The sequence below is a fragment of the Leptospira congkakensis genome (assembly GCF_004770265.1).
GTDB classification, from domain to species: domain Bacteria; phylum Spirochaetota; class Leptospiria; order Leptospirales; family Leptospiraceae; genus Leptospira_A; species Leptospira_A congkakensis.
Genome location: NZ_RQGQ01000020.1, coordinates 30,078 through 45,257 on the forward strand (window position 1 = coordinate 30,078; position 15,180 = coordinate 45,257).

Below are 15,180 nucleotides of genomic sequence, written 5' to 3' on the forward strand. Positions count from 1 at the left end.
AATGAAAGCAGCTGGCCGAATAGCATTTTTCTATTTGTTATTCGGCTATGTCTGGATTTACTTTTCTGATCATACTATTTCTCTAATATTTGATTCTCCCGAAGAAATTCGTGAATTTCAAAGTTTGAAAGGTTGGGGTTTTGTTACTGTTTCTGCTGCGATTATTTTTGTACTACTCGTTCGAGAATTACGTCGGCAAAAAACTGTATTGTTTGAAAAAATAGAATCCGACCAACTTTTCCAGGTAATTTTAGAAAGGATTGAAGACGCTGTTATCGTTTTTAATTTAGATACTTGGAAAATTGATTTTCTTAGCGAACAAGTTTCTCGACTTTTTGACATTCCTACAAAAGAGATTCTCACCCATCCCCAACTTCTAATTGACAGAGTCCATGAAGCCGATCGTGATCGGATGACCAATATATGGATGAACAAACTAAGGGAAAATCATACAGGGCTTTTGTATCGCATTCGAAAGTTAGATGGCCAAATTAATTGGGCGTTAGAACATAGACTTTTTATACCTAGTAATGAAAGTAGTGCTAACAAAGCAGTTGCCGTCATTACTGATATGACGAGTTATATGGAAAACCAATCCAAACTCGAACGGTCATTACGAGAAAACGAAACCTTACTCACAGAAGTCCATCATCGGGTTAAAAACAATTTAGCAGTTGTTATATCTTTTTTGCAACTCCAAGTTTATTCCTCTCCGCCAGAAACGGCAGACATTTTGGAACAAAGTATCGTGCGGATCAAAGCAATTGCGTTGGTTCACGAAAAATTATACAGTAGCAAAAATTTATCGGGCCTTAGTTCGGTAGATTATATCACAAGTCTTGTTGAAAATATCAAACTAATGTACATGCGAACTGATATCAGTATAGAACTTGATATTCAAAAATTGGAATTTAATATTGTGGATGCGATCCCAATGGGACTCATGATCACAGAGATGTTAACTAATAGTTTTCGTCACGCCTTTACTGCAGGAAAGTCGGATGCTTTAATTAAAATTGATTTTATTGTCACGGATAGATTTAATTATGAATTAAAATACAGAGACAATGGAAAAGGATTTCCTCCTGAACTAAATTATAAAAAAGCAGAGTCTATTGGGTTATCTGTTATTTTTTCATTATGCAGTCAAATGAATGGTCGAGAAGTAGAATGTTCTTCCAAACCCAATGAAGGTGTGTTTTATCATTTTGCCTTTTCACCAAAAAAAGTAATTCTTAAGGAAAATTCTAATGTACCAAAAGGGTAAAAGTTTTTTAGAAATTCAAATAGGAGATTCCGCATCCTTTACCAAAACCATTACAGAAACAGATGTGTATTTGTTTGCTGGTATCAGTGGTGATTTTAATCCTCTTCACGTAGATGAAGAATATGCAAAAACAACAAACTTTGGAACAAGGATTGCCCATGGTGGACTTGCGGCTTCCTTACTGGCTCCTGTTCTTGGGATGAAACTACCTGGATTGGGAACGGTTGCCTTAGAAACCACAACCAAATTCAGGAAACCTGTTTATTTTGGAGATACAATCACTTGTTTGGTGGAAGTTGTCGAAAAGGTGGAACGATTGAAAGCAGTAAAAATGAAAATTGTTTGGACCAATCAAAAATCTGAAGTGGTGAGTAAAGGGGAAACTCTTGTCATTCCTCCCGGTTGAGAAATTGTCCAACGAGTCCAATTTCATCTTCTACATATTCTCGAATTTCTTCTAATTCATCATCATCTAGAATTTCTTCTAAAATTTCTTCCCCGGCTTCATCTTGTCCAATTCGCATAACAATGTAACCTGGAACATCGGAATCCGGATCGTCCATTTCAACATTGACAAATTGAAATTCTGCTTCGGTAGCCGGAAGGAAAACTAGATAATCATTCCCCATTTGTGAAAAGGAATAGAAGACCTCCCATTGGTAGTTGTTTCCTTTTTCATCCACAAGATCTATTTCTTCAGTGACTCGTGAAGGAAGAAAGTCGTCGCCTTGGAATCCTAAATCCTTAATGTCCATTAGGAAAAGAACTCCTTTTCAAAGGGTAGACTATGTTTTTTTTTGAAATTACATTCCTTACAAGCTGGAACCAAATTTGCCTTTACCGATTTCCCTCCTCGAATAAGGGGAATTAGGTGGTCCATTGTGATTTCTTCCACTTTAAACTTTTTTCCGCAGTAATGACAAATTCCAGTGGAACGTTTGTTTTTCCACCAAGCAGTATTTTTTAGTTCTTTCGCTTTCCTTCTTTCCCTAGCGATTTCTTCATCACTCACATCGGAAAAAAATGAATCGGAGGGAGTTTCCGTCATAGTTTAAAAAAATCTGTTTTTTTCCCTTCGTCAAGAAAAAGATGGAGGAATGGGAAGATTGATTTACCTAGACAATTTACGATCCTTTGCTCTCCTACTCGGAATTGTGTTTCATGCGGCCATTGTGTATGCTTCGGAAATCAAATATGCCATCCAAGATGAGAACAGGAGTGATGTTCTTTCTTATTTTTGTTATTGGATCCATAGTTATCGGATGCCAATGTTTTATATGATTTCCGGTTTTTTCTCTGCTATGGTTTGGGAAAAAAAAGGTGCCAAGTTTTATTTGGAGGCTAGGTTCAAACGAGTTCTTGTCCCGACAATTTTTGGTCTGATCTTTCTTGCACCCATCCAGTATTACCTCACCGAACGATTAAAAACAAGAGAGCTAGAACTTCTTCCTTTTTTGGATTATTTTTTTACTAAGGATCACTTCCAACATTCGCATATTTGGTTTCTCGTCGATTTATTTTGTTTTAGCATTCTTTATAGTTTGATTCCTAAGTCCTTCTTTACTCTAAAGTTTTGGGATAAAATCCCTAAGGGACTTGTAAGATATTTATTCCTAATTGGTTTTTGTTTTCTTTTCGTATTTTTTTCTCATTCGCAAATTTCAAAAGGGGAATCCTATTACGGAATCTTCAAACTTACGTTTCTATTTCAGTTTGCCTTTTTTCTTTCGGGAGTGTTTTGTTTTCAATGGAAAACAGTTCTGATTCAAAAAGATAACAACTCTAAAGTGAAAACTATGGCTGTCTTTGTTTGGGCAATTTTTGTGTATTTATTATTTAAAGATTTGGAAATTGAAGATCCACTCTGGATCTACTTTCAGTATGCGAATGTTTGGATCAGAGGATTACATATTTTTTTCTGGGTATTGTCTCCTTTTTTATGGACTAGTTTTCTTGTTTCTGTTTTTCAAACTTTTGGAAACAGAGAGGGGAAAGTCGGTTCTTATCTGATCGAAGCAAGCCTTCCTATTTATTTGGTCCACCATCCGATTTCTCTAGTGTATGCATTTTGGATACGGGATGTGGAATGGGGGATATGGATTAAATTTTTAGTCCATATCGTTGTGGTGTTGGTTGGTAGTTTTTTGTTGTATGAATTTTTAATCCGAAAGATAAAACCATTACGGTTTCTCTTCGGATTAAAAAGTACATAAGTTTACGTTCTGCTGATGGCTTGGATTGCGGAGGCAACAGCAGAATCCATACTTCCTGTATGGAATGCTAAATGTTCTCCCGCAAAAAATACTCTTTCGAATGGTTCTGCCCAAACATCTTTAATTCCAAAACTTCCTGGTGGAAACAAGGAAACAAATCCAGGACGTCCAGTGGTTTTTTGGAAACTATGGAATACAAAAGGTGATTCGAGGATGAGTTCTAAATCGCCCACCTCTTCTAAAGATGCGGTCATTAGATTTTTTTTCTGACGATCACTTCCTTTTTCAAACAAAGACGCTCGATCTCCCGTGCTGATCGATGTAACGGCAGTTACGTTGTTTCCGATCGCTGGTTCTGAAACATACAAAGTTTCTGCAGGAGTGTTTGTCGATAAAAAGAATTTGGACAATGAGTCCTTGGATTTTACCAAACTTAAATTCTTAGAAATTTTTCCTGTTTGCATGCGGAGAGCTGAATAAATCAAATCTTTTGGTAAACCTGGAGTCCATTTGATATCAAGAACAGCGGCAGCAGGTAAGGAACAAATAACCAAACTACCTTTCACCGTTCTTCCGGAAGATAAATCTACCGTGACTTGGTTTTTTTGTTGAGAAACTTTGGTGACACTATCACCTAAAATGATTTCTTGATTTCGCAGAGCATTTGTTAGTTCTTTGATGATCCTTTCTGCTCCTCCCCTTACTTGGAATTTAGGTTTGAGTGCTGATTGGAATGCAGAAAGATCATCGAGTACTGATTCACTTGAAATCTGATTTAGGTCAGCTCCTAGGATCACTCGGTATAAATCGTTCATAGAACGGATTTCTTCTTCTGTTAGTCCTTGGTAACGTGCGTAGGAGGAAAAATTGATTTTGTCTAATCCTTGTTTTTGTGTATTCCCCAACGATTTATGGAGCTCAATCACTTTGTCTAAGGTTTCAATGGAAGTGGAAGAAATTTTTAGTAAATCCGCATTTGATTTTTGAAGGGAAAATCTTTCCGTTACATTAGAAGAAACTAAATCTAAGTTCAGTTGTTTGATCAAACTTTTGACATCAGATTGTCCTTCTCCAATCCATTCACCACCTAGGTCTTGTAAGATGCCTAGTTCGGAATTTTCATAAGTGGCAATCCTTCCACCTAATTTTTCCCCTCTTTCAATCACAGTAACCTCATACCCAGTTTGTTTTAAAAGGTAAGCAGAGTAGAGGCCCGAGAGGCCACCACCTAAAACGATGGCTTTTTTTCCACCGCTGGACTTTGGTTTGGTTTCCGCAGTCGTGATTGTTGTGGTTTGTCCGAATGATTTTTTGGGAAGGATTAACCCTGCCCCGATGGTAACAGCGCTCAGTTTTTGTAGGAAACGTTTTCGATTCATAGAACTTTCCCCTATTTTAACAATGGAAACAAAAAAGGCTAGAAAAATTAGAAAAATACAATCTAGTAACTTTGTCTTTTTAAGCGAATTGGGAGATTTGAACTTTGTCTTTCCACCATATAAAATATTTTTTATTAAGTTTCTTTCTGTTTTTACCCGAGATTTTGTCTTCGGAAACAGTCATTCCCCTAATGGCTGAAGTCTCTGGGAAATCCATTTGGCAAGAGGTCCTGGTTCTAGAGGACAAAGACCAGTCGTTATCTGAATCAAGTATCACCAATGGATCCAATGATTCCCGATTTCAAAAAATCACCTCACCCAATTTGGGATTTTCAAAATCAACTTTTTGGGTACGGATCCAGATCAAAAATCCTACAGAGGAACTCATTCGTTGGAATTTGGTTTTTGATTTTCCGCTCTTAGATGAAATTCAAATTTATGGAAACAACCTTCCTAAAAATTTGATTCGCACCTTAGGGGACATCCATCCATTTGTGAATCGAAATTTGGATTATAGAAATCCCGTTTTTCCATTAGAATCTGTGCCGAGTTCCAGTTCCGTTTATTATTTACGAATCCAATCTGAATCAACAATTCCGCTAACGCTTGGTATATGGACAGAACGTGAGTTTTATGACCAACTGAACAAAGAACAAATGATCTTTGGATTGTTTTATGGGATTTTGTTTGTGATGGTTGCTTATAACTTTTTTATTTATATTTTTACGTATGAAAAAAGTTATCTATTTTATCTTTTTTTTATTAGTTCCATTTTCTTTTTCCATTTAATCAATAACGGTTTTGCCTTCCAATACCTTTGGCCAAACGCTATTTTTTGGGGAAATTATTCTCTTCCATTTTTTATCTCTTTCTCCTGTATCACTGGGATCTTTTTTACGGATAACTACCTTAATTTAAAAAAACACTTACCTAAAATTTCAAAACTAATGTGGGTATGGGCAGGGATTGTTTTTTTATTTTCAGGGGTTCTGTTTTTTTTGCATTACCGTATTGCAATGGTCACAGCTATTTTTCTTACTGTTCCGACGGCTCTTATCATTGCGTTTAGCGCGGTATCTACTTATTTTACGAATGTCCGCGCGGCTCGTTATTATTTGATCTCATGGTCATTTTTTCTATTAGGTGTTTTGTTGTATTCTTTAAAGAGTTTGGGTTTTTTACCTGATAACCAAATCACTCGTTGGACCATTCAAATTGGAACTGCTTTACAAACCATATTGTTATCTTTGGGACTTGCCGATAGAATCAACTTCCTCACAAGAAGTTTAAGGGATAATATTCGTGAACTTTCTCATGCAAAATTAAAAATTGAAGAATCAGAAAAAAGATTTCGAGAAATTTTTCAAGGATCTGATGAAGTCATTCTGATGATGAATGAAAATTTTGAAGTCATCAATGCAAATAGAGCTTTATCTAAACATATGGGATTTCGATTGGATGATTTACGTGGTAAAAAAATCACAGACTTATTGTATACCGGTAAGGATCAAAAGTCAGATTATAATGTTATTTATGTAAACGATAAACTCACTGATCTGAAAATGACTGGATCTATCATTAATTTCAAAACTGAATTTGAACAAAAATATGTAAAAGAACCAAAAGAGATGTATTGTCGATTGCAGTACATTGACTTTGACGAAACAAGAGAAGTCCTTGTGACCATGTCATCTCAGTATGAAGACACAATCATCCAACTCATTGAATCTGAAAAAATCGAACTTTCGATGAATAATTATCTGAGAAATGCTGAACTTGTTTCTCAAAAGATTACTTCACAACTTGCTAAGTATTTAACTACGATAGAACAAACAGAGGTCAGATCTTCCATTCGGGAAATTGTGATCAATGCAGTGGAACATGGAAATTTAAATATTAGTTTTGATGAAAAATCGAAAGCTCTCATCGATGGGAATTATTTGGAGTTTTTACAAAAACGACAAGAGGATCCGAGATACAGTCAAAAACGAGTAAAAATCGAATATTCATTTACACATGAATATGTTGCTTATCGAGTCACAGATGAAGGCCGAGGATTCGATCACAAAAAACATATGGAAAAATCTTTGGAAGAAATGAACGAAGCCCATGTACAACATGGACGTGGAATTCTAATGACAAAATCTGTGTTTGACCGTATCGAATACAACGATCGTGGAAACCAAGTTAGTTTGATTAAGTATTTAAATAAAGATTAGTTTCGAATCCAATCTAGTACCCACCATTCATTCCATTCTTTGGAGTAGATGAGTTTTCCTGGTAGGTGGCTTTGTAATAAACTAAGGAACTGGTCTTTTTTATCCGTAATGATTCCGGAAAATATAATTCTAGGAGCTTCTATTTTTGCTAGGTTACGAATGTTTTGTGAAAGAACAGCATAAGTAATATTGGCAATGGCTAAATCATATTTGGTATTTGACAACTTTGGATTGTCAATCCCTGATTCTTCTACACTAAATTGAAATCCTTTTGGGTATTCGTTTTCAGTCCAGTTCGACCAAGCGGCTTTCACAGCATTGGGATCAATGTCCAAAGCAAAAATTTTGGAAACTCCAAATTTTGCGAGGCCTATAGAAAGGATACCAGAACCCGTTCCCACATCGCAGGCTGAGGAAAACTGGAACTCACCTTTTCCGTACAATTCATCCAAATACTCTAATATAAGTTTGGTGGTCTCATGATGACCGGTTCCAAAGGCAACACCAGGATTGATGAAAAGTGGAATTCCTTCGTTTGGTTTCCAAAGTTTGATTGTATTGGGTTCGTTTTTTTCCCAAGTAGGAATCACCCAAAGTTTTTTTCCAATTGGAAATGGTTTATAGTATTCTTTGTAAGCCTCTTCATAATCACGAGTTTCAATATTTCGAGATTCGGCGTTCGAATTGTCTGGTGCGTGGATTTTTAAAAAGATAAGAACTTGTAGTTCTTTGTTTATTTCATCTGTTTGTAAATAAATTCGAATGTTGGTATTATCTCTGATGAGGCCCTGGTCTTTTTCTTTTGGAGCTTCTCCATCAAATAAAATTTCATAATAACCAGCGCATTGTAGTGTATCCAACAGTTCATAAAAACTGTCAGATAATTCTTTTGGTAGATTGACTTTGAGTTCTCTGTATTCCAATCTTAACCTATTTCGTCCGTATAATCCATTACAAGATACATTAGAGTTTCTTGGTCTGTTGGATTGGAATACTCATGCGAAACATCAGCTTTAAAAAATACAGAATCTTTTGGTTCGAGTTCCACAACCTTTTCGCCAACGCGTAATCGTAGTTTGCCGGAAACAACAACTAGGTTTTCAGTAGTTCCTGTTTTGTGTGGTTCCGCAACTTCATGTCCACCTGGTTTTAATACCAGTTCATAAAACTCAGTTTTACGATTTCCAAGAAAAGGGAAAAGGGCTCGGCTTGCAAAAACCTTGGAGTTGGAATATAGAACTTTTGAGTTTTCTACTTTGAGGATATGGATTCCATCTTGGTTTTTTTCTTTCAAAAGTTCTGAAAAGGGAACGTTGAGTCCGTTTGCAATTTTCCATAATACCGAAATTGTTGGGACTGATTTGCCTTGTTCAATTTGCGATAACATCGCGCGGCTCACACCACATCGATTTGCGAGTTTGTCCAAAGAAAAACCTTTTGTATGACGTATGAGTTTCAGATTTTCTTTGACGACATCTGTTATATAATCGCCAGATTCTGAAATTAATTGTTCTATTCCGTCACTCGGTTGCTCTACTTTACTTACCATTGTCCAAGCGTCCAATATAACAGAGGTACTGTCAAGAAACTATCGTTTGAACCTTTCTTTTTTCTCTTCAATCACAAAGACGGGAGGGAGTTTTAGGCCAGGGGGAAACTTTTTATGGATCTCTTTGGCGGAACCTCGGAAGCTCGTTTCGTTTGCCATGGAAATTCCTAGAGCTAGAAAAATCTGGCGGTCTCCTGGTAGGATTTTGGCTAAGGTTTCCAGGCAGTGTTTGGCACGATAGGGTGTCTCATAAAAGGCGATGGTAATCCCGAGACCAATGTATTGTTTCAGAGTTCGTTCTCTTTCTTTTTCTTCGCGGGGCAAAAAACCCAAAAAAAGAAAAGGGGAGGTGGCAAATCCGGAACTTGTGAGGGCTGCAATGAGGGCAGTGGGTCCAGGAGCCGAACGCACTTCCACTCCCATCTCCCAAGCCAGAGGGACAAGCCATTTCCCTGGATCTTCCAAGCCAGGACTTCCTGAATCAGAAATCAGACAGGTTCTTTTGGTGGTCGCCAGTTTCATTCCAATTTCATCCATTTCTTCTCTGGATGTATGTTCATTTAATAGATCAAAGGGTTTTGTGATTCCTAACTTTTTTAAAAAAGTGGAGGTAGTTCTTTGTTCTTCCCCAATGATCCACTCGGCTTCCTCTAACAAGGTTTTGGTGCGAGGAGGAATGTCTTCATCATTTCCAATGGAATTGGATACTAAATAGAGTCGGTTCATGTCAGTACTGGAGGAAAGGTAAAGTAGGGTTGGATATAAATTCCTTTGGCGGCACAAGCAGAAGCGAACTCTGGATTGTCGCGATTGATAGCAACAGCCATTTGTTTGGCCTGACAAAGCATTGGATAGTCATTAAAGGAATCGCCGAAGGCAAGGTCTGGATACACTCCAATTCTTTCTTCGATGGCTTTCACTTTACCTTCACCATAAGTATAAGGTTCAATAAGTCTGTGGGTGTATTTCCCATTTTCACCTAACTCTTGTCTCATCCCAATTACCTTGGATTCTTCTACAGGAAAAAAATGGGCAATGGCTGCAATCCCCGGTTCAGGGGAAGCAGTCACAATATAAACAGTCCACCGGTGGTAGTTTAAATAAGAGATAAGGTCTTTCATTTCCACTTGAGGAAAGACACCAGATTCTTTATCAGGAACGTTCACTCGATCCCATGCACGTCTAGACACTTCGTAGTATTCTTTTTGGTCCATGCCCTCAAAGATAAAACTAGTCCAACGGTATCCTCTTTCGATTCCGTATTCTTTTAATTGGTAAGTGTATTCTTCCCAAACCAATCTTTCTTTTTCGGCGGAGTCTAGTTTGGAATGGTCTTTCCAAGTTTCTTTATCACGGAAAAAATCAGATAAGTCTTTTTTTACGTAAACGAGTCCATCTCTGAGGAGTTCGTCCATGATTTTTTCGCCGAAGTCGTTGCGGATGAGGGTGTTATCGAAATCAAAACAGGCGATGCCTGGCGCTTTGGGTATGATGGTTGTCAGACGGTTGAAAATTTCATCCGTCCAACTGTTCTTTGTCAGGTTAGTCACTAATACTTAGTCTGCAAATCCAACGACGCTTGTGGCAACTCCTTCTTCATAAGGGGTAAGAAAGTTTTCTGGATTGAGATACACATTATGAAATCGGACTTCAAAATGGACATGGGGGCCAGTAGACTTTCCAGTATTTCCTGAGAGAGCAATGATTTGTCCCTTACGAACTACATCCCCTGGTCTTACGAGTAATTCTTGGTTGTGTCCGTAAACGGTATGGAAATGGTTCATGTCATGGTGGTAAATTTTGACAGCCAAACCATAGTCACCACTGCGGCCTGATTCTTCGACCACTCCATCAGCAGCGGCAAGAACGATGGAATATTTAGGAATGGCGATGTCGAGACCCGTATGCCAGGTGTTCCAACGCCTTCCAATTCGAGAAGAAATACGAGATTTATTATTGGGTAGAACAGGCCAAATGAATTGGTCGATGGGAGATTCGACTGTTTCGCGAAAGAGCTCTTTTTCTTGGAGCCCCCGCATGTATTCGGAAGAATAAGGAAAGAAAATGGGGCGTTTCAAACGTTTGAGATCTGCTTCTGTCAGCTGGTTGATCTCCATCACCTCTTGGGCAAGGATCCCAAACTCGGATGCTTTCTCGAGAAGGCTTTTTTTCTCGGTGTTTAGGTCTACCCAAAGACCCCACTGCTCGTTATAACGTTGGAATACATGGTTGTCCAAAAAAACAGGACCATTTTTTTGCTTCTGGTAGGCCGCATATGCGGAGTAGGTCACTACAAACAGGATCAGGACTAGAATGATATAGTAACTTCGGTTTCGCTTCATCTCATTTCGCCTCAAAAACTATGGTGCAATGCCAAATTCTCACGACCCCCCTTCCGGTCAAGGGGAACCATCGGCGAATCCGCCCCAATCATGGCATTTATGTGACATAACATTGGGAGTGGTTTTCAGGTCATTCTTTTTTCTTTTGGGAAAATGATTAGAGAACGCTGTTTAGGGAGGTTGTTTGCAAATTCCTACCAGAAAGTTTCTGATAGGAGGTGATTTGGTTCGGTTCTGATTTTTAAATTTGGATCAGGCGGCCTGGGCTTTTTGTCCGCTTGTTCGGTAGAGATAGATTCCCGCGACAAGAAGGCAAACAATGCCAATCAGATAGTAGTGCCAACTCAGATCAAAGTATCCAATCACAAGAAATCCAAACAGGAGTCGAGTGATTTCCATCGCTCCCGCCCAAGACTTTCCTTCAATGAGGGCATTGATAGCAAGTAAGGAAAGAGTCACCCATACGGTCACAAGAATTTGAGAGATCACTGAGAATTTTGCTACAAAGAGAAGGAAGGCAAAAGACAAAAGGAGAACGAGAACAAACCAAGTAGTGGTATAGGTTCTGACTTCTGGCTGAGGTTTTGGATCATACTTATAGAAAGTTGCGGGACTGACTTCTGGAATCGGTAAAAATCCCGCCGGTTTGGTTCCTTCTCTCGGATACCAACCCGGTGGTTTGAAAAACACCTTAATTTTATCTAAGAAATAAGGTGCGCTTGCCGCTTGTTTGATCAGTTCCCAATAATAATGAACATTCGCATACACAGGATTGAAACTACGGAGGGGTTTTACCGTTCCATAAACACAAGGTTCTGTTTCTTCTCGGAAAGTTCCAAACATTCGGTCAAAGATGATGAAGATTCCACCATGGTTTTTATCAATGTAGATTGGGTTGATCGCATGGTGGACGCGGTGGTGCGAAGGAGTAGAAAGTAAGTATTCTCCAATCTTTCCAATTTTGCCCACGGCTTTTGTATGTACCCAAAATTGGTAGACCAGGTTGATCTGTCCGCTGGCAAGATACATCCAAGGATGGAATCCCACAAGTGCCAAGGGAACATAGAAAATCCAAGAGACAATTCCACCGAGACCTGTTTGGCGGAGTGCCACAACTAAATTGTATTCTTCACTGTGGTGGTGGATCACATGTCCTGCCCAAAGGATATTGACTTCGTGGGCCAAACGGTGGGACCAATAGTAACAAAAATCTTGACCGACAATACAAAGGATCCAAGCCCAGGGGTTGGTCAGGGCAAATTCAAAAAATCGAAAATGTTCGTAGATATAAAAATAAGCAAAAAGTCCGATCCCTTTTTGGAAAAGGCCCCAAATTTGGGAAACGATCCCCGTACTTAAGTCGGCGATGGAATCGTTCAGTCGGTAGAGGGCTTTGTTTTTGCGGTATCCGATGTAGACTTCTATTCCAATGAGTAAGAAGAATACGGGGATGGCGTACGTGACTATGGGCGGAGGTGTAAAATTCTCGAACATGGCGGGAATAATTTTGCCATCATTTTGACAAATAGTCAAGTAAATGTTGACCCAAAGTCAGAAATTGTTCACGGTTCAATTCTTCTGGTCTGGCGGTGGGAGGAATTCCTGCTGACTGGATGGCCTTTCCTAGAGCCTCGCGAAACACAGGGTCTTCCGAAAAAGGAGATTCTCTTAGGCTCACTTGGATTTGCTTTCGTTTTCCCCAAAAGAGTGTGCGAAGCATCCGTGACCAGAGTTCTACTTCTCTTTCTGTTTCCAGTCTCCATTCATTCGGTCTTGTTTGGCTTTTGGGTTTCAAAAGGATGAGGGCCGAATGGATTTTGGGAATGGGAAAAAAACAGTTTTTGTGGACGGTTTTCAAATACTTCACATCACAAAAGGCAGAGAGAAAAACAGATAAGGAGGAGGTTTCTTTGACGAGGCGTTCGGCAAATTCCTTTTGCACCATAAAAATTCCGCCTTGGAAATTTCTACAATGAATGACAAGAGTGTTGATGATTTCTGTTGTTAGGTGGTAAGGTAAATTTCCAAATACAAAAACCTTTTCCTTGTAGATATGAAAAAGATTATCTATTGCATCTCCCTCGAATAACAAAGCTTTTGGAAATTTAGGTAAAATTTCATCTTTTGCCAATTGGATGTAAGCATGATCGATTTCGAAAAGAAAAGTTTTTTTGTCCAAACTGAGAACGGGATAAGTTAAGGTTCCGAGTCCAATCCCTATTTCCGCGAGCGTAATGGATTCATCTATTAACATGTGTTCAGCGGAGTTTGCAATAAAATTGACTATGTTCTGGTCGATGAGGAAGTTTTGGCCAAATTTCTTTTGGGCACGGATTCCCTTGGCTTCAAAGAAGGTCTGGATATTGGAGATGGTGGCGTAAGGGGATTTCAAAATGATCCTCAACGAGTATCATTTTCCAGGCAGTAGAAATCCCAAGTAGTTTTTGGTATTGGATCCATTCTTTCGCCTCCTTTTTTTTCCAAGGGGGAAAGTCCAAAAGAAGGATTCCTTTCCAATCTCTGTTGGTTTGGGATTTGTCGGCCTCTCTTGTTTGTTTTAAAAATCTTTCAATGGTCTTTGGGTTTCCATCAAAACGAATGATCGAAAATAAAGGATTCATATCTGACCCGAGAATTTCTTTTTCTTTGGGTTTGATCGGTAATTGGAATTTTTGGATCCATTCCATATCTTTATTTGTCCCATGCCAAAAAACATCTGTTATTTGATGTTTTGACATCTGCGAAAGAATTCCAGATAAACATGATTCCGATTCGAAAGATATTTTTTTGGGTGGGGGAAAACCGGAAGAGGATTCTGTTAGTTTTTTGGAATAACAAGTCCCAAAAATATACAAATGATCCTCCAAACGAATGGAAAGATTCCCTTTCCGGAGTTTGGTTTCGAGGTCGGGAAATTTCTCTTTGGGAAAGAAAAACGAAAAACAAAAAAACATACAGGGAAGGAGATAAAGAGAAGTTTTCAGGATGGGCCAGTTTCGGATCGGTAGTTTGGGATAAAAAGTGAAACAGAGAATGAGGAGGATGGAAATCATACAAAGTCCTGTTGGAACCACCGCCCAGGTTTGATAACCTCGCACGTAGTATGCCAATGAGGAAAATAGTTTTAGAAAGATAGAAAGTTCGAAGGAAGCCGGAACCCAAATCCAAGAAGAAAGGGATTCTATTAAAAATGTTGGGACAAGGCTTTGTAAAAACAAACTTAAATACAATGTGGGCAAAAGAATTCCTGCCAAAGGGACTAACAAAAAATTGATTCCAATCCCTCCAAAAGAAAAAGATCGAAAATAATACACTAAGATTGGAAAACTACAAAGAGAACAAGCAAACGTTAAGTGAAGGTTTTCTTTGAAAAAAGATTTTGATTTGGGAAGAAAACAAAAATCAAAACTTGGTTTGATAAAAAATATTCCAAATACTGCCCCAAAAGATAACAAAAATCCAATGCTTAAAAAATCATAAAATAGAAAAAACGCAATGGAAGCAGATGAGATCACTAGTAAATCTGCCGGCCCGATTTTTCTATAAAACAAGGAAGCCGTGAGAGATAAAAAAACAAATAAATAAGCACGCAAAAATGAAACGGGAAAATCAAGTGCAGACAAATAGAGGAAACCGAGTCCTAAGGAAAGTAAAAGAGAAATCCATTTTTGTTTAGAGAAACAAAGATTTCCAATAAATTGTAAAGAACCAATAAAAATTCCCAAATGGAGACCTGAAGCAGCAAACAAATGTAAGATGCCTGATTCTTTTGCCATCTCTTTGAAACTTGGCGGAATTTCTTTGGTGGATCCTGTAACTAGACCCATCACAATCCTTGATTCAAATTTACTAAGGGGAGAGTTTTGGATTTGGGTTTCTAAATAGGAACGAAAGAGAGGATTTATGGTTCTTGGACGTGGACTCGCCTGGATATTGGCAAAAAACAAAAATAGGAGAGAGGAAAGAATACAAAGGTAAATTCTTTTGTCATTACTTTGGGAAGTGATTTTTGGAAGGATGGTATAGAGGATGAGTAGAGTTAGAGAAATGAGGATTAGAAAAGAATGAAATCCTGGAATACGACACCCGAGTTTTAGAAAAAAAGCAGTGCTGCAAATTCCCAAACAGAACCAACCGAAATCGGATCTGGGGAGTAGGTAGATCTCCGGTTTCATAACCGAAAGAGGTGTAAAAAAAGGGATTTTGGTTCT

15 protein-coding genes are annotated in these 15,180 nt (G+C 38.4%); 4 read left to right on the top strand and 11 right to left on the bottom strand.

Annotated features, from left to right (window positions below; translation table 11 throughout):
• The first annotated feature begins 1 nt into the window (after position 1).
• The gene (locus tag EHQ70_RS17600; RefSeq protein WP_135588630.1) at positions 2-1,267 is read left to right on the top strand and encodes a sensor histidine kinase; all 1,266 of its coding nucleotides are present in this window, start codon (positions 2-4) and stop codon (positions 1,265-1,267) included.
• Positions 1,251-1,673, top strand: a complete 423-nt coding sequence (locus EHQ70_RS17605) for a MaoC family dehydratase (RefSeq protein ID WP_135588632.1) — start codon at positions 1,251-1,253, stop codon at positions 1,671-1,673. Before EHQ70_RS17600 ends, EHQ70_RS17605 begins: the two co-directional genes overlap by 17 nt.
• Here the strand turns inward: EHQ70_RS17605 and EHQ70_RS17610 are convergent.
• Both EHQ70_RS17610 and EHQ70_RS17615 read right to left on the bottom strand, forming a co-directional pair.
• Positions 1,657-2,022: a DUF1292 domain-containing protein gene (locus EHQ70_RS17610; protein WP_135588634.1), complete on the bottom strand. Its 366-nt coding sequence runs from the start codon at positions 2,020-2,022 to the stop codon at positions 1,657-1,659. The genes EHQ70_RS17605 and EHQ70_RS17610 overlap by 17 nt on opposite strands.
• Entirely contained in the window at positions 2,022-2,315 is a 294-nt protein-coding gene (locus tag EHQ70_RS17615; protein ID WP_135588636.1) for an HNH endonuclease, read from the bottom strand. The genes EHQ70_RS17610 and EHQ70_RS17615 overlap by 1 nt, the downstream gene beginning before the upstream one ends.
• A gap of 49 nt (positions 2,316-2,364) precedes the next feature.
• Here EHQ70_RS17615 and EHQ70_RS17620 point away from each other — a divergent pair, with 49 nt between their 5' ends.
• A complete protein-coding gene (locus EHQ70_RS17620) occupies positions 2,365-3,480 on the top strand; it encodes an acyltransferase family protein (protein ID WP_135588638.1) in 1,116 nt (371 codons plus the stop codon).
• A gap of 2 nt (positions 3,481-3,482) precedes the next feature.
• Here the strand turns inward: EHQ70_RS17620 and EHQ70_RS17625 are convergent, their stop codons facing one another.
• On the bottom strand, positions 3,483-4,859 hold the full coding sequence (locus EHQ70_RS17625) for a flavin monoamine oxidase family protein (RefSeq protein WP_135588640.1): 1,377 nt from the start codon (positions 4,857-4,859) through the stop codon (positions 3,483-3,485).
• A gap of 104 nt (positions 4,860-4,963) precedes the next feature.
• Here EHQ70_RS17625 and EHQ70_RS17630 point away from each other — a divergent pair, with 104 nt between their 5' ends.
• On the top strand, positions 4,964-7,078 hold the full coding sequence (locus EHQ70_RS17630) for a 7TM diverse intracellular signaling domain-containing protein (RefSeq protein ID WP_135588642.1): 2,115 nt from the start codon (positions 4,964-4,966) through the stop codon (positions 7,076-7,078).
• On the opposite strand, the gene EHQ70_RS17635 is transcribed toward EHQ70_RS17630, so the two are convergent.
• The 8 genes from EHQ70_RS17635 to EHQ70_RS17670 form a co-directional block, all read right to left on the bottom strand.
• Positions 7,075-8,001, bottom strand: coding sequence for a 50S ribosomal protein L11 methyltransferase (locus EHQ70_RS17635; RefSeq protein WP_135588644.1), 927 nt, complete (start codon positions 7,999-8,001; stop codon positions 7,075-7,077). The genes EHQ70_RS17630 and EHQ70_RS17635 overlap by 4 nt on opposite strands.
• A 2-nt stretch (positions 8,002-8,003) precedes the next feature.
• A complete protein-coding gene (locus EHQ70_RS17640) occupies positions 8,004-8,627 on the bottom strand; it encodes a helix-turn-helix domain-containing protein (RefSeq protein ID WP_135588646.1) in 624 nt (207 codons plus the stop codon).
• Between the two features lie 39 nt (positions 8,628-8,666).
• Positions 8,667-9,353: a 16S rRNA (cytidine(1402)-2'-O)-methyltransferase gene (gene rsmI, locus EHQ70_RS17645; protein WP_135588648.1), complete on the bottom strand. Its 687-nt coding sequence runs from the start codon at positions 9,351-9,353 to the stop codon at positions 8,667-8,669.
• Entirely contained in the window at positions 9,350-10,177 is an 828-nt protein-coding gene (locus tag EHQ70_RS17650; protein ID WP_135588650.1) for an HAD family hydrolase, read from the bottom strand. The genes rsmI and EHQ70_RS17650 overlap by 4 nt, the downstream gene beginning before the upstream one ends.
• 6 nt (positions 10,178-10,183) lie before the next feature.
• Positions 10,184-10,969: a M23 family metallopeptidase gene (locus tag EHQ70_RS17655; RefSeq protein ID WP_135588652.1), complete on the bottom strand. Its 786-nt coding sequence runs from the start codon at positions 10,967-10,969 to the stop codon at positions 10,184-10,186.
• A 252-nt stretch (positions 10,970-11,221) separates the two neighbouring features.
• On the bottom strand, positions 11,222-12,463 hold the full coding sequence (locus EHQ70_RS17660; RefSeq protein WP_135588654.1) for a sterol desaturase family protein: 1,242 nt from the start codon (positions 12,461-12,463) through the stop codon (positions 11,222-11,224).
• 19 nt (positions 12,464-12,482) lie between these two features.
• Entirely contained in the window at positions 12,483-13,361 is an 879-nt protein-coding gene (gene rsmA / locus EHQ70_RS17665; protein ID WP_135588656.1) for a 16S rRNA (adenine(1518)-N(6)/adenine(1519)-N(6))-dimethyltransferase RsmA, read from the bottom strand.
• Positions 13,315-15,144, bottom strand: coding sequence for a ComEC/Rec2 family competence protein (locus tag EHQ70_RS17670; protein ID WP_135588658.1), 1,830 nt, complete (start codon positions 15,142-15,144; stop codon positions 13,315-13,317). Before EHQ70_RS17670 ends, rsmA begins: the two co-directional genes overlap by 47 nt.
• Positions 15,145-15,180: the final 36 nt, after the last annotated feature.

Coding starts and splice junctions, on each gene's coding strand:
- EHQ70_RS17600 (WP_135588630.1), top strand. CDS start 2: ATGAAAGCAGCTGGCCGAATAGCATTTTTCTATTTGTTATTCGGCTAT.
- EHQ70_RS17605 (WP_135588632.1), top strand. CDS start 1,251: ATGTACCAAAAGGGTAAAAGTTTTTTAGAAATTCAAATAGGAGATTCC.
- EHQ70_RS17610 (WP_135588634.1), bottom strand. CDS start 2,022: ATGGACATTAAGGATTTAGGATTCCAAGGCGACGACTTTCTTCCTTCA.
- EHQ70_RS17615 (WP_135588636.1), bottom strand. CDS start 2,315: ATGACGGAAACTCCCTCCGATTCATTTTTTTCCGATGTGAGTGATGAA.
- EHQ70_RS17620 (WP_135588638.1), top strand. CDS start 2,365: ATGGGAAGATTGATTTACCTAGACAATTTACGATCCTTTGCTCTCCTA.
- EHQ70_RS17625 (WP_135588640.1), bottom strand. CDS start 4,859: ATGAATCGAAAACGTTTCCTACAAAAACTGAGCGCTGTTACCATCGGG.
- EHQ70_RS17640 (WP_135588646.1), bottom strand. CDS start 8,627: ATGGTAAGTAAAGTAGAGCAACCGAGTGACGGAATAGAACAATTAATT.
- rsmI (WP_135588648.1), bottom strand. CDS start 9,353: ATGAACCGACTCTATTTAGTATCCAATTCCATTGGAAATGATGAAGAC.
- EHQ70_RS17655 (WP_135588652.1), bottom strand. CDS start 10,969: ATGAAGCGAAACCGAAGTTACTATATCATTCTAGTCCTGATCCTGTTT.
- EHQ70_RS17660 (WP_135588654.1), bottom strand. CDS start 12,463: ATGTTCGAGAATTTTACACCTCCGCCCATAGTCACGTACGCCATCCCC.
- EHQ70_RS17670 (WP_135588658.1), bottom strand. CDS start 15,144: ATGAAACCGGAGATCTACCTACTCCCCAGATCCGATTTCGGTTGGTTC.